This is a genomic window from Proteus sp. G2626 (assembly GCF_009915985.1).
In the GTDB taxonomy this organism is placed as follows: Bacteria; Pseudomonadota; Gammaproteobacteria; order Enterobacterales; family Enterobacteriaceae; genus Proteus; species Proteus vulgaris.
Map to the genome: position 1 here is coordinate 179,763 of NZ_JAABNH010000009.1, position 14,711 is coordinate 194,473.

11 protein-coding genes are annotated in these 14,711 nt (G+C 38.3%); 2 read left to right on the forward strand and 9 right to left on the reverse strand.

Translation table 11 applies throughout. The features are described 5' to 3' along the window. Positions 1 to 208: 208 nt before the first annotated feature. The 8 genes from GWJ05_RS05255 to bolA form a co-directional block, all read right to left on the reverse strand. Entirely contained in the window at positions 209 to 583 is a 375-nt protein-coding gene (locus GWJ05_RS05255) for a ComEA family DNA-binding protein (RefSeq protein ID WP_052038536.1), read from the reverse strand. Between the two features lie 286 nt (positions 584 to 869). Beyond that, positions 870 to 2,747 (reverse strand): peptidylprolyl isomerase, encoded by a 1,878-nt coding sequence (ppiD, locus tag GWJ05_RS05260; RefSeq protein WP_087802974.1) that lies wholly within the window; start codon positions 2,745 to 2,747, stop codon positions 870 to 872. A 462-nt stretch (positions 2,748 to 3,209) separates the two neighbouring features. Then, on the reverse strand, positions 3,210 to 3,485 hold the full coding sequence (gene hupB, locus GWJ05_RS05265) for a nucleoid-associated protein HU-beta (protein WP_036911695.1): 276 nt from the start codon (positions 3,483 to 3,485) through the stop codon (positions 3,210 to 3,212). 214 nt (positions 3,486 to 3,699) lie between these two features. Further along, positions 3,700 to 6,060, reverse strand: coding sequence for an endopeptidase La (gene lon, locus GWJ05_RS05270; protein ID WP_036932879.1), 2,361 nt, complete (start codon positions 6,058 to 6,060; stop codon positions 3,700 to 3,702). A 259-nt stretch (positions 6,061 to 6,319) separates the two neighbouring features. Continuing rightward, positions 6,320 to 7,591 carry an ATP-dependent protease ATP-binding subunit ClpX gene (gene clpX / locus GWJ05_RS05275; protein ID WP_036932880.1) on the reverse strand — a complete coding sequence of 424 codons (1,272 nt, stop codon included), beginning with the start codon at positions 7,589 to 7,591 and terminating at the stop codon, positions 6,320 to 6,322. A 148-nt stretch (positions 7,592 to 7,739) separates the two neighbouring features. After that, the gene (gene clpP / locus GWJ05_RS05280; protein ID WP_161681149.1) at positions 7,740 to 8,363 is read right to left on the reverse strand and encodes an ATP-dependent Clp endopeptidase proteolytic subunit ClpP; all 624 of its coding nucleotides are present in this window, start codon (positions 8,361 to 8,363) and stop codon (positions 7,740 to 7,742) included. A 257-nt stretch (positions 8,364 to 8,620) separates the two neighbouring features. Continuing rightward, positions 8,621 to 9,925, reverse strand: coding sequence for a trigger factor (tig, locus tag GWJ05_RS05285; protein WP_036932882.1), 1,305 nt, complete (start codon positions 9,923 to 9,925; stop codon positions 8,621 to 8,623). Positions 9,926 to 10,246: 321 nt separating this feature from the next. Then, positions 10,247 to 10,561 (reverse strand): transcriptional regulator BolA, encoded by a 315-nt coding sequence (gene bolA, locus GWJ05_RS05290; protein WP_036932883.1) that lies wholly within the window; start codon positions 10,559 to 10,561, stop codon positions 10,247 to 10,249. Positions 10,562 to 10,900: 339 nt separating this feature from the next. Here bolA and GWJ05_RS05295 point away from each other — a divergent pair, with 339 nt between their 5' ends. Then, positions 10,901 to 11,479: a YajG family lipoprotein gene (locus GWJ05_RS05295; RefSeq protein WP_161681151.1), complete on the forward strand. Its 579-nt coding sequence runs from the start codon at positions 10,901 to 10,903 to the stop codon at positions 11,477 to 11,479. 56 nt (positions 11,480 to 11,535) lie between these two features. Further along, on the forward strand, positions 11,536 to 13,056 hold the full coding sequence (ampG, locus tag GWJ05_RS05300) for a muropeptide MFS transporter AmpG (protein WP_103005032.1): 1,521 nt from the start codon (positions 11,536 to 11,538) through the stop codon (positions 13,054 to 13,056). A 91-nt stretch (positions 13,057 to 13,147) separates the two neighbouring features. Here ampG and dbpA read toward each other — a convergent pair whose 3' ends face one another. Further along, positions 13,148 to 14,521 carry an ATP-dependent RNA helicase DbpA gene (gene dbpA, locus GWJ05_RS05305; protein ID WP_036932886.1) on the reverse strand — a complete coding sequence of 458 codons (1,374 nt, stop codon included), beginning with the start codon at positions 14,519 to 14,521 and terminating at the stop codon, positions 13,148 to 13,150. Between the last annotated feature and the right edge of the window lie 190 nt (positions 14,522 to 14,711).

Genomic DNA, 14,711 nt, shown 5'->3' on the forward strand with positions numbered 1-14,711 from the left:
GATAACGTTTCTTTGCGATACAGTTAATATAGTCAAAAAAATAAATTTAGTAATGTTTTAAACTCACTCTTTTATCTTTCACCTCTTTTAACGAATCAAATTGATGTAAATGTGTTTCCCTTATTACAAAGAGAAACACAGGTTATTAAATCGATATTTATATTTTCAGTAAATGCACTACATTCAATATAAAATGTAATCTAGCCTATTAATTTATGACGATAGAATCACGATTTTGTTCGACTAATTTCATTCCTATACCAAATACTTTTTCGAGTTGTTCAATAGAAGTAAATCGACCTAGTTGTTCACGGTAATCAATAATAGCTTGAGCTTTCGCTTTACCAATGCCTTTAAGTGTCATTAACTCATCAACCGTCGCTGTATTTAAATCAACCTTACCTTCTGCATTGGCTTTTACTTCTTTAGCTTCTTTATCAACGGATGTACTCGTTTCAATAGAAATGGTTGGTATTGAAACAGGCGTCTCTTCTGCATAAGAAAGGGGGGAAAGTCCTAATCCTAAAGCAAGACAAATTGAAGCCATAAATCCTGATAATGTTTTTTTATCCATCGTCATAATCATAATTTCCTTTTATAAAATAATTTTAAATTCAATAGCAAACAGTATTTCCTGAATGCCAAGAAATGATGACAACATATTGATAAATATACAATTACATAAAAATAAAATATCGAGGAAACAGGAAAAATAAAATGAATAAAGATAGAGTTACAAAAAAATTATCGGGGCTGCTCCCAAATATCCTGTTTTAAGAAAAAATAGATATAAACACACTATATCAATATGTAATATCCATAAAAAAACCCAGCCTAAGCTGGGTCTTTTGTTTAAGTTTAAAGATAACTTATTGATAGTCTTTGTCGAAGATCTCAATTTTAGCGTTGTCTTTTAAGTCACGTAAAATCAATTGTAAGGCTTCTTCTCCCATCTGTGCACGATAGAGGTTAGTCATAAACTCTAATTGCTCTGATGTTGGCTTGCCATCTGTTACGCTATCTAATTGAATAAGGACGACTTTAGTACCAGGTACATTAGTCATACTATACTCTTTTTTACCTTCAGCTGGTTTTGGCATAGCAAAAATAGCGGTTTGTACCACATCTGTTGCAGATGAGTGCACCATGCTTTCTTCATTACCAAACGAAATATTTGCAGCTTTCAGTGCTTCTTCACCTTTGCCTTCTTTCAATGCAGCTAACAGTTTTTGAGCTTGTGCATTCATTGCTTGTGATGCTTTTTGCTGTTTAACCAGCATAACAACTTGATCACGTACTTTATCTAACGGTAGACTCGCTGAAGGCTTATAACCTTCTACACGCACGACAAATGCACTATCATTACCTAACGTTACCATATCTGAATTCATGCCCGTAGGGCCATTTTCATCAACTAATGAACCACCAAATATTAATTGGGTCAGCTTTTCATTATTTAATGGTGCTGGTACGGTATTTTCGTCAAACCAATCTGTATCAACAACAGTCACATTACCTGCTTTAGCTGCAGGTGCTAATGTATCGTTATCATTAGAAGCCGCTTGGCTCACTTTCTGTTGTAATGCAAAGAAATCATCAATGGCTTTGTTTTCACGCATTTTTGCCAATAAATCTGTTTTGACTTCATCAAACGGTTTTACAACAGATTGTTTAATGTCATCAAGGCGGAAAATTGCGTAACCATTGCTAATTTTAACAGGTGCAGAAATTTGACCTTTTTCAGTCAAACTTGCCTTAGCCAGTTCTGGCAACTCTTGTCCAATAGTTATCCAACCTAAAGAACCATTTTGTTTTGCAGAGAACGTATCAATTGATTTTTCTTTGACTAACGTAACGAAATCAGCACCTTTTTTCAGTTCTTCTGCTGCGGCTTTAGCTGCTGCTTCATCAGCTAATACTAAAATGCTGTATTGTTTCTGTCCTGCGGCAGTAAATTCATCAATATTGCTGTCGTAATACGCTTTCGCTTCATCATCAGTAATGTTAATACCATTAAGATCTTTTTGAGCATTTAATTGGATATAACTCACTTTAAATTGCTCTGGCGCGATAAACATTTGGTTATTTTGTTCATAGAACGCCTTCACTTCATCATCAGATGCCGTTTCTTTTTCAAGGAATGGCTGAATATCTAATGACGCTAAACGTACATTACGGCTTTGTAGCATCAGTCCCGCAAATTCTTTAACTTCGCTATCTAAGGCAAAATCAGTACCTTGAATAGAGAATCTCACTTGCTGATTAATCAGATTTTGGCGAATACCTTCCGCAAACGCATCTGCATCAATATTATTGCCTTTCAATAAATCGACGTATTTCTTATTGTCAAATTTACCATCAGTTTGAAAGTAAGGAAGTGCAAAAATTGCATCTCTAATTTGTTGATCACCCGCTGAAATACCGAGGTTTTGTGCAAATTGATCAAGTAATGCTTGATTAATCAATAAATCAAGTGATTGTTGGCGGATCAGTTTCTGCCCTTCTTCTGATGAAGCAAGAGCAGCAAAGTTTTCACCCATATCTTGTTGCAACTGAGCACGACGTTGCTGGTAAGCTTGTTCTAATTGAGAACGGCTAATTTTATATCCGTTAACTTCCGCAGCATCATTAACGCCAGAACTAAAAAGATATCCGCCCACACCAGTTAGGACGAAAGAGAGGATGATCACAGCTAATAAAATCTTGATAAAGGGATTATTAGCAGTTGAACGAATGTTGTCCATCATAACGAGACGAGGCTCCGTTTGGTGAAATAAAAATTATTTTTATGAGTGTTACACGACTATTTTGAGCACAGCGAAAAGATAATATGCCCATGCTGGCTTAATATCAAAATATCGCGACACGCGACAATCATTAAAAACAGCCAGTCCCGTATTCAATATACAGTCTTAACACGCACTTCTATCGCTAATAAAACTAAACAGCAATATTTGATTCATTGATTTGATTAACCACTGAATCATTCATTGTTGTCTATTTTAGTTATAGAACAACGCGATATTCTATCAAATGACTACTTTAGTTTCACGTCTTATCGCTAGAGAATTCAAGGTTTAATCGTGATTTAACGTCTAAAAAAAGAAAAGCGCATCTCAAAAAGATGCGCTTCATTTTTTAATTGAGTCGTTTTCTGTTTATCCATAACGTTAAATTAATAACTCTTTGGCAGAAAGTTCGTTCAACTATTATTGATTAACTGCGTCTTTTAAGCCTTTACCCGCACGGAATGCAGGAACTTTTGCAGCTTCAATTTGAATTTCTTTACCTGTTTGTGGGTTACGGCCAGTACGAGCTGCACGATCACGGACAGTAAAAGTACCGAAACCTACTAACGCTACATCATCACCTTTTTGTAAAGATTCAGTGATAGAAGCAACCAGAGCATCTACAACACGACCCGCTGCCGCTTTTGAGATATCTGCATTTGCAGCAATTTTATCGATCAGTTGAGTTTTATTCACGCTTTCATCCCCATAATTTTATGCGTTATTTTTCACCATTAATGGCAAATTTTGCAAACGTCGTTATATCAAGCCTTTTTAGATATAGCAAGACCGATAAAACAGCATTTTTAATTAAAATCCCCATTAAATTAGCGACACAAAAAAAGGCTGGCAAGCTTTTATTACTTATCCAGCCTTTTTTTTAGCTATAATTTATGACTAGTATCACTCTTTAGTGCGATTTATCCGTCACAATTTCCACGCCAAATGGCGAGTTTTGTAGGGCTAACGATAAAACTTCCTCAATTGTTTTCACCGGATGAATATCCAGGTCAGCAACAATATTTTCAGGAATTTCTTCTAAATCACGTTTATTTTCATCTGGGATAAGAACTGTCTTAATTCCACCACGATGTGCAGCAAGTAACTTTTCTTTCAGTCCACCAATTGGCAATACTTGTCCACGTAACGTAATTTCACCCGTCATAGCAACATCAGAACGAACAGGGTTACCCGTTAAGCTTGATACCAATGCGGTACACATTGCGATACCCGCACTTGGACCATCTTTTGGTGTCGCCCCTTCAGGAACGTGAACGTGTATATCGCGTTTTTCATAGAAATCGCTATTGATACCCAGCTTATCCGCGCGAGCACGAACAACCGTCATTGCCGCTTGGATAGACTCTTGCATTACTTCACCTAAAGAGCCTGTGAATGTTAGCTTGCCTTTACCCGGTACACTCGCTGTTTCAATTGTCAGGAGATCGCCACCAACTTCAGTCCATGCAAGTCCTGTTACCATACCTACTCGGTTTTCTGTATCAGCACGACCATAGTCGACTTTACGAACACCTAAGTAGTCTTTGAGATTATCTTCATTGATCTCAATATGTTTGATGGTGCTATCCATGAGCAGTTGTTTCACGGCTTTACGGCATAATTTAGAAATTTCACGTTCTAAACTACGTACACCCGCTTCACGAGTGTAATAACGAATAATGCCCATAATGGCGCTGTCATGAATTGTCAGCTCATTTGGTTTTAATGCATTACGTTCAATCTGTTTTGGTAACAAGTGCTGTTTAGCAATGTTCAGCTTTTCATCTTCGGTATAACCCGATAAACGAATCACTTCCATACGATCTAACAGCGGTGCCGGTATATTCATGGAATTAGATGTCGCCACAAACATAACATCAGACAGATCGTAATCAACTTCCAGATAATGGTCATTAAATGCGATATTTTGTTCGGGATCTAACACCTCTAACAGCGCAGATGCAGGATCGCCTCGCATATCTGATGACATCTTGTCAATTTCATCTAATAGGAAAAGTGGGTTTTTCACGCCAACTTTTGCCATTTTCTGAATTAATTTACCCGGCATAGAACCAATATAAGTACGGCGGTGACCACGTATTTCAGCTTCATCACGCACACCACCTAACGCCATGCGAACATATTTACGGCCTGTTGCTTTAGCAATGGATTGGCCTAGTGAGGTTTTACCTACACCAGGAGGCCCTACCAAACACAAAATTGGCCCTTTAATTTTGCTAACACGAGACTGTACCGCGAGGTATTCAAGGATACGCTCTTTTACTCGTTCTAAACCATAATGGTCAGTATCAAGCACTTCTTGCGCTTTCACTAAGTCTTTTTTAACTTTGCTACGGCTATTCCAAGGAACTTGAACCATCCAGTCGATATAACTACGTACAACCGTAGCTTCTGCTGACATTGGCGACATCATTTTTAATTTCTGAAGTTCCGCTTCTGTCTTTTCTTTCGCCTCTTTGGGCATTTTTGCAGCATCGATTTTACGTTTCAGCGATTCCATTTCATCAGGCGCATCATCCATCTCACCTAGCTCTTTTTGAATCGCTTTCATTTGTTCATTGAGATAATACTCTCGCTGACTTTTTTCCATCTGCTTTTTAACGCGATTACGAATGCGTTTTTCGACTTGTAGCAGATCGATTTCTGATTCCATCATCGCCATTAAATACTCTAGGCGTTCAGTTACATCAGACATTTCAAGTACAGCTTGCTTATCTTTCAGTTTCAGCGGCATATGAGACGCAATGGTATCTGCTAATTTTGCTGATTCTTCGATAGCGTGTAATGAGGCCAATACCTCTGGCGGAATTTTTTTATTCAGTTTGATATAACCTTCAAACTGATTAATCGTCGTACGATTTAAAACTTCTTGTTCACGCTCATCAACAGCTGGCGTTTCAAGGTATTCTGCTTTCGCCTGAAAATACTCGCCATTATCAGATAACATCGTAATTTTCGCACGACGAATACCTTCAACAAGGACTTTCACAGTTCCATCAGGCAATTTTAGCATCTGTAAAACAGACGCTACTGTACCAACAGAAAAAAGATCATTAACACCTGGTTCGTCAGTAGATGCATCTTTCTGCGCAACCAGCATAATTTGTTTGTTGTCGTTCATCGCCGCTTCTAAGCAATGAATTGATTTTTCACGACCAACGAACAACGGGATCACCATATGCGGATATACAACGACATCACGCAGTGGCAATACAGGTATTTCAATACATTCTGGACGCTCAGGATTCATAGAGCTCTCTCTTCGTTTTTAGCTTAACGCTTTTACAGGTAATTTTATTCGTATGTACCAAATAAAATTAATTCCACGGATTGTCAAAATATATAAGGGCACTTTTCTGACATTCAATAGCCTTACCCATTAAAAAAACAAAATGAGGGAAAATTCCCTCATTTTTATTGCGTTGGCGCGCTTTATCTTAAATTTCTCGCCTAATTAGGAAAGAATTACAGATAATGTCAGATAAGAGACATTGCCAAATTACGATGCATTATTCACCTGATGCCTGGTTTTCTGGTTGACTATAAATAATCAACGGCTCAGATTTTCCATTGATGACACCTTCATCAATAACAACTTTCTCTGCATTTTCAAATGAAGGAAGGTCATACATCGTATCAAGTAATGCAGCTTCAACAATCGAACGTAAACCACGAGCACCCGTTTTACGTACCATGGCTTTTTTCGCGATTGCGGTCAGTGCTTCTTTACGAAATTCTAAATCCACACCTTCTAACTTAAATAATGCCTGATATTGTTTTGTCAGCGCATTTTTAGGCTCTTGTAAGATTTGGATCAACGCATCTTCGTTTAATTCACCTAATGTCGCAACAACAGGCAAACGTCCAATAAATTCAGGAATAAGTCCAAATTTAATTAGATCTTCTGGCTCTACTTGAGCTAATAGTTCACCTTCGCTGGCTTTCTCTTTTTGGCTTTTCACTTCTGCGCCAAAGCCAATGCCTGAGTGTGTATTTAAACGTTGTGCAACAACTTTATCAAGACCAGCAAATGCACCACCACAAATGAAGAGGATTTTAGAAGTATCAACCTGTAAAAACTCTTGTTGTGGATGCTTACGCCCTCCTTGCGGAGGAACCGAAGCCACTGTCCCTTCAACTAATTTCAATAATGCTTGTTGTACACCTTCACCAGACACATCGCGTGTGATTGATGGATTTTCAGATTTACGTGTGATCTTGTCAATTTCATCAATATAAACAATACCACGTTGTGCTTTTTGCACGTCGTAATCACATTTTTGTAGCAGTTTTTGAATAATGTTTTCAACATCTTCACCCACATAACCCGCTTCTGTCAGCGTTGTGGCATCTGCCATAGTAAAAGGGACATCAAGGTAGCGTGCTAATGTTTCCGCTAATAGCGTTTTACCACTACCAGTCGGTCCAATCAGCAGAATATTACTTTTCCCTAGCTCAACACCATTGGCTTTATCGCCATTACGCAGGCGTTTATAGTGATTATAAACGGCAACAGCCAGAACTTTTTTAGCCAATTCTTGACCAATAACATAGTCATCAAGGTGCTTACGAATTTCATGTGGCGTCGGCAATTCACTGCGTTCATGATGAGGCGCCAGTTCTTTTATTTCTTCACGAATAATATCGACACAAAGGTCAACACATTCATCACAGATATAAACCGACGGACCAGCAATTAACTTTTTCACTTCATGCTGGCTTTTACCGCAGAAAGAGCAATACAGAAGCTTCCCGGAGCTATCTTTGCGCTTATCTGTCATCAGTCAACCTCACTTAGTTATTCTTCTTATCAATTTATAAGAAGAAGAAAGACTTTTTTACATAGATATTGATAGCCGCTTCCTTTATGTTATTGACTAACAAAGGAAACGTATTAATTCATTTGCTATTACAACGCGCGATAATTAGCTACGTACGTTGTGTATAGACTTTATCCACTAATCCGTATTCTAACGCTTCGTTAGCGGATAAGAAACGATCTCGCTCAGTGTCTCTTTCTATTTCTTCAATAGATTTCCCCGTATGCTGAGCCATTAACTCATTCATACGCGATTTTACTTTCAAAATTTCTTGCGCATGAATTTGAATATCTGTTGCTTGACCTTGGTAACCACCCAGTGGTTGGTGGATCATCACACGAGAATTAGGTAAGCAAATACGTTTACCCTTAGCACCGGCTGATAGCAAGAAAGCGCCCATTGAGCACGCTTGCCCCATGCAAATCGTGCTGACATCTGCTTTGATATATTGCATGGTGTCATAAATAGACATACCTGCTGTAATCACACCACCTGGTGAGTTAATATATAAATTGATGTCTTTTTCTGGGTTTTCTGCTTCTAAAAATAGCATTTGAGCGACGATCAAGTTCGCCATATGATCTTCAACTTGGCCAGTCAGGAAAATAATACGTTCTTTTAATAAACGTGAATAAATGTCGTAAGAACGCTCTCCTCGCGAAGTTTGCTCTATAACCATCGGCACCAGAGCCATATTAGGTGCGAATTGTTCCTGTGTGTCGTTAAATGACATGTCTGTCTCCTATTGCATTCTTATTGGTGCCAATGACAACAATTTTACTTGAGATAATTGATCATGACCATTTCTAATGATCTAATCTCTCACAAGACATTCAAGGCGCCTCGCGAGGAGTGATAAAGAGAATATAGAATTATCTGGAGATAATCGCTCAGATTTCAAGGCAAATTTTGATAAATATATACAAACTGAAAAAAACCCGTGGTAAAAACCACGGGTTTTTGCTTAAAACCGATATTCGCGGTTAAGAATTAACCCATTTGAACTTCATTCATCAGTTCAGTGAAGTTAGTTTCTTTTTCAGTTACTTTAGCATTTGCTAAGATTTTTTCTACCGCTTGCTCTTCTAATGCAAGATTACGGATGTTATTCATCAGTTGTTCGTTCTTGTTGTAGAACTCAACAACTTCTGATGGATCTTCGTAAGCTGAAGCCATTTCGTCGATCAATGTATTAACACGTTCTTCTTCTGCTTTCAGTTCATTACTATTGATCACTTCACCTAACAGTAATCCAACGATTACACGACGTTTAGCTTGTTCTTCGAACAGTTCACGTGGTAATTGCAGAGCTTGCTTCTCGTCACCACCAAAGCGTTGAGCTGCTTGACGTTGCAGTACTTCAATTTCGCTGTCTACAGCGGCTGCAGGTACGTCAACTTCGTTCGCTTTAACTAAGCCATCAATAACTTGTGTTTTAACACGAGTACGGATTGCATTTTTCAGTTCACGTTCCATGTTTTTACGTACTTCTGCACGTAAACCATCAACAGAACCATCAGCAATACCAAAACGCTTGATGAACTCTTCCGTTAATTCTGGCAGTTCACGCTCTTCAACTTTTTTCAGGTTGATAGCGAATTGTGCTTTTTTACCTTTCAGGTTTTCAGCGTGGTAATCTTCCGGGAACGTCACATCAATTGTGAATTCTTCACCAGCTTTATGACCGATAACACCTTCTTCAAAACCTGGGATCATACGACCTTGCCCCATTGCCAGTACGAAATCTTCAGCTTTTCCGCCTTCGAATTCTTCACCGTCAATAGAACCGTTGAAATCAACAGTTACGCGATCTTCTGCAGCAACTGCGCCGTCTTTGTCTTTCCACTCTGCTTGTTGCTTACGCAGTGTTTCTAACATGTTATCAACGTCTTCGTCTTTAACAGTGACAACAGGTTTTACAACTTCAATGCTTTCCAGACCTTTCAGTTCGATTTCTGGGAAAACTTCGAATTCCACAGAGTAAACAAAGTCTTCACCTTCTTTGTATTGCTCTGGTTTGTAGTCAGGCGCGCCAACTGGGTTTACTTTGTTTTCGATGATAGCGTTAATGAAATTACGCGACATTAAATCACCGAGAACATCATTCAGTACAGACATACCGTAACGCTGTTTAACCATAGACATTGGAACGTGACCTTTACGGAAACCATCAATGCGAACAGTTTTAGCAGCTTTTTTCAGTTCACTGTCTACAGCAGTTTGGATATCAGCGGCTGGTACGGTGATTGTGACACGACGCCCTAGGCCTTGAGTCGTTTCAACAGAAACTTGCATCTTGTTACCTCAAAATAAGTTTTAGTGCTCGGTCTACTTTAAAGGAAACTAATATGACATTGGCATATTGAGAGTTATTTTCCTTTCAGAACCGGGGCCGCCACATTTAAAAAAACGAGGATCCCTGATATCAGAAGCATCCCGAAACCTTACTGAAAATTAGACGCGACATTATAACGATCTAGAGGGGTTGAGTCGAGAAAGAGCCGTTTTATTCCTCAATTTTTTCATAAAATCGAGTAAGTCGCCCCTTTTTCCCTCTACAAAGAACAAAAAATACGCATCTTAGGATCTATTTACTCATGATTAACGACAATATCGTTAATCTTCTTGGCTTCCACCACGACATCCAGGAGAGCGTAATGCCTTATCCTGTTGTTCATTCCATTCATTCAACGTAAAAGTGTGCAATGCAAGTGCATGAACACCATTTTCCATTTCGTGCGCTAAAGTTTGATACACATCGCGATGGCGTGAAACACTGCGTTTGTCATTAAATTCATCACTAACGATAATGACTTTAAAGTGGCTTTCAGAGCCTTCAGGCACATTATGGCGATGGCTTTCGTTTATTACTTGTAAAAAATGCGGTGAAAAGCGCGAAATCAGCTTATTCTCAATATTATCACGGATCATCTCTGCCCCTAATACTCTGCCTTTATATCATGGCGAACAAAAAATAAGTTGACCAGATTATATTGATAAAGTCTTTATCAATACAAAATGATGAGCTTATTCTTTTTAATTTTGCTGATGATAATCGCTTATTTTTCATCTTGAGTAAAACCATTGACTAAATATTGTCAAATGCATGAGCAAAAATGGGGGTAATTTGAAATAAAATCAATTGATAAAATCAGATAATTTCGTTCGTTAAAGGGATATTAGCAACCTATCAGCAGTGGTATGATAGGCTAAAGTTTGAAGCCTATTCTACTTGTTAAGACAACAGACATATTTAACCGAGATGACCTCATGATTAAAAATTTACTCTGTGCTGTTTTTGCATTAACACTGCTTTCAGGTTGTGCAACTCCTAGTAACAAACTTTCTATTGAGCCTGTGATGTCAGTTCCTGCGGCCGATCCCACTATGCGCCTAATCTCACTGAATATTTCAAGCCAAGACAAACGTCCATCAAAAAACCTCGCGGAAATTAACCGTAACGGAAAACTAGAAGTACTTGTTCCAACACGTGATATTGCATTTTTAATGCAAGAAGTGTTGCAAAAACAAATGACAGCCCGTGGTTTTATGGTGGGTTCTCCTGCTAGTGCTGATGTGATTATTGTTATCAATAAACTCAATGCAGATGTTGGCGAAGGTAGTGTTCGTCATAATATCAGTGCCAAAGCAGATATTTCCGTTATCGTCACCTTACCAAATGGCAGTTCCAATACCAAAACATTCCGTACTAGCTACAATGTTCAGGGTCCATTTGGTGCAACCAATGAGAAAATTGCGGCTGCGATTAACAATGTCTTAAGTGAACTTGTTAGCGATATGGCAAAAGACGCCTCAATCAGTCAATTTATCAAATCTAACGCTCGTTAATTTTATTTAAAATAAACGGCCTGTTGTCTAAAACAGGTCGTTGAAAGGAATTTTGCATGGTTCAGCCCGCCTTCAAACAAACCACTTGGTATAAATCATTTATTCTTCTGTTACTTGGCTTTACTTCTGGGTTACCACTGGCGTTAACAGCAGGTACATTACAAGCGTGGATGACAGTAGAAAATATTGATTTAAAAACCATCGGTTTCTTCTCATTGGTGGGACAAGCTTATGTTTTTAAATTTCTTTGGTCGCCTTTTATGGATCGCTATACCCCTTCTTTTCTTGGTCGACGTCGAGGATGGATGTTACTCACCCAAATAGGGTTAATACTCGGTATTGCGGGAATGGGTTTTTTAAATCCTAATGACCATTTATGGTGGCTTGCCTCTTTAGCGGTTATTGTTGCTTTTTGCTCTGCCTCACAAGATATTGTTTTTGATGCCTATAAAACGGATATATTAAAAGCCAATGAGCGCGGTACTGGTGCTGCGGTTTCTGTATTAGGTTATCGCATAGCAATGCTTGTTTCTGGCGGAATGGCGCTTTGGCTTGCTGATAAATATATTGGCTGGCAAAACATGTACTGGTTAATGGCAGCCTTAATGGGCGTAGGTATTCTTGCCACACTACTTGCCCAAGAGCCAGAAACCGCCGTAAAACCACCTCGTACACTCTATGAAGCAGTTATTGAGCCTTTATATGAATTTTTCTCTCGTAATAATGCATGGTTAATTTTACTACTTATTGTACTTTATAAAATGGGCGATGCGTTTGCCCTTAGTTTAAGTACAACCTTTCTGATTCGTGGTGCTGGATTTGATGCTGGTGAAGTCGGATTAGTTAATAAAACACTAGGACTTGCTGCCACTATTGTGGGTGCATTATTAGGTGGTTTATTAATGCGTCGCTGGAGCTTATTTAAAGCTCTGATGGTTTTTGGTATTTTACAAGGTGGCTCAAATATTGGATATTGGTATCTCGCCGTCTCAGAACAAAGCATTTATAGCATGGGTGCTGTGGTTGCCTTTGAAAATATTTGTGGCGGTATGGGAACTGCAGCATTTGTTGCTTTATTAATGACACTATGTCACCTCTCCTTTTCAGCAACACAATTTGCTCTTCTTTCTGCACTCTCTGCTATAGGTCGTGTTTATGTTGGCCCTGTTGCAGGTTGGTATGTTGAAAGTCACGGTTGGGAAGCCTTTTATATTTTCTCTATCATTGCTTCTGTTCCTGGTCTTATCCTACTGCTAATTTCAAAAAACACACTTATTTATACGCAAAAAACGGGCGAATTTCTTAGAAGAACACAATTTATAAAACAATACCGTTTTGCTCTCTATGGTTTGATACTGGCCGTACTCTTCTTTATTTGTAGCTTAATACTAGTTATTACTAACTCACTGCCAAGCTTAGAACTATTTCAATCTATTGATTTTATTCAATCAATCAATATTAAATTATTAAGTCATTGGGCATCATCACTCTTTTTATATGGTGTCATTATTGGTGCCGTAAGTCTCGTTGTTGGTACAATATTAGATTATTTAGCACTCAGAAAAACAACACACTAGTTTCGTTATATTTCTGTATGTTAATGAGAAAAGGACAGCCTAAGCTGTCCTTTTTCTTTATCTTAACAAAAACAGTTACTGATTATTTTATTTATCTAAATAGTCTTACTTTAACTGATTTACCTTTAATTTTGCCTTGTTGTAACTGCTTCCAAACTTGTTTAGCAATAGATTGTTTTACCGCAACATAAGCATGGGTCTGATTAATCATAATTTTGCCAATATCAGCACCACTAAACCCCATATCCCCAGTTAATGCGCCTAAAATATCACCCGGACGCATTTTAGCTTTTTTACCACCATCAATACATAATGTTGCCATCATCGCCTCAAGTGGGGTGATTTGCAGACCACTAGGGACAGGTAGCCAATTTATCTTCATATGAAGCATTTCTTCTAATGCATTAGCACGCTGAATTTCTTCGGGAGCACAAAAACTAATTGCTAATCCGCTTTCACCCGCTCTTGCTGTACGGCCAATACGGTGAACATGCACTTCAGGATCCCACGATAATTCGTAATTAATCACCATTTCCAACGCTTTAATATCAAGCCCACGAGCTGCAACATCTGTTGCCACTAACACACGACAGCTACCATTAGAAAAACGAATTAAAGTTTGGTCACGTTCCCGTTGCTCCATATCGCCATGTAATGCAAGCACACTCTGATTGCTTTCTGTCAGTGTTTCATACACATCTTGGCAATCTCTTTTTGTATTACAGAACACCACACAAGAGGCGGGTTGCTCACGACTTAATAATTTTTGCAATAACCCTATTTTGCCATGACGCGATATTTCATAAAATTGCTGTTCAACAGCAGGAAGCTCATCAACTGAATTTATTTCAATAGTAATCGGATTTTGCTGTATTTTACGGCTAATTGTAGCGATTTCATTTGGCCATGTTGCGGAAAAAAGTAGTGTTTGGCGAGCCGTTGGTATACGAGAAATAATATCATTGATATCATCAAAAAAACCCATATCCAGCATTCTATCAGCTTCATCCAGTACTAATGTTTTTACATCATCTAAAGTGACCGTCTCTTTTTTCAAGTGATCGAGCAATCTCCCCGGTGTCGCCACAATAATGTGAGCTGCGTGAATTAATGAATCACGTTGAATACTAAAGGGAACTCCCCCGCATAAAGTTAATACTTTAATATTAGGTAAATAACGAGCAAGGCGACGTAATTCATTTGCAACCTGATCAGCAAGCTCTCTCGTTGGGCATAAGATTAGTGATTGGGTATTAAACTGTTTTGCATCAATATGTTGTAATACGCCCAAACCAAAAGCCGCCGTTTTACCACTACCTGTTTTTGCCTGAGCACGGACGTCTTTTCCTGCAAGAATAGCGGGTAAAGCAGCTTCTTGAACAGAAGTCATAGTTAAATAACCCAATTCATTAAGATTAGCGAGTTGTTCAGCAGGCAGTGCGTTAAGTTCAGCAAATGAGGTCACAATGAAAATTCCAAGTAAGATAAAAATAAATATTAACTAATGATACTACCCCTTCATTCTTGTGTCGTGAGGTATTTTTTCACTGTTCATATTACTTTTTAATCTAAGCACCTTTTTCTATCATTATCTTCTTAAATTTCCTCTTCTTTTCACGTGTTCTTTTTTTTATTTTTACTATTAACTCGAAAAA

Excerpts from the sequence above, each read along its gene's own strand:
- clpP (WP_161681149.1), bottom strand. The coding sequence starts at position 8,363 with ATGTCATTTAACGACACACAGGAACAATTCGCACCTAATATGGCTCTG.
- bolA (WP_036932883.1), bottom strand. The coding sequence starts at position 10,561 with ATGATCCGTGATAATATTGAGAATAAGCTGATTTCGCGCTTTTCACCG.
- ampG (WP_103005032.1), top strand. The coding sequence starts at position 11,536 with ATGGTTCAGCCCGCCTTCAAACAAACCACTTGGTATAAATCATTTATT.
- GWJ05_RS05295 (WP_161681151.1), top strand. The coding sequence starts at position 10,901 with ATGATTAAAAATTTACTCTGTGCTGTTTTTGCATTAACACTGCTTTCA.
- tig (WP_036932882.1), bottom strand. The coding sequence starts at position 9,925 with ATGCAAGTTTCTGTTGAAACGACTCAAGGCCTAGGGCGTCGTGTCACA.
- ppiD (WP_087802974.1), bottom strand. The coding sequence starts at position 2,747 with ATGATGGACAACATTCGTTCAACTGCTAATAATCCCTTTATCAAGATT.
- clpX (WP_036932880.1), bottom strand. The coding sequence starts at position 7,591 with ATGACAGATAAGCGCAAAGATAGCTCCGGGAAGCTTCTGTATTGCTCT.
- lon (WP_036932879.1), bottom strand. The coding sequence starts at position 6,060 with ATGAATCCTGAGCGTCCAGAATGTATTGAAATACCTGTATTGCCACTG.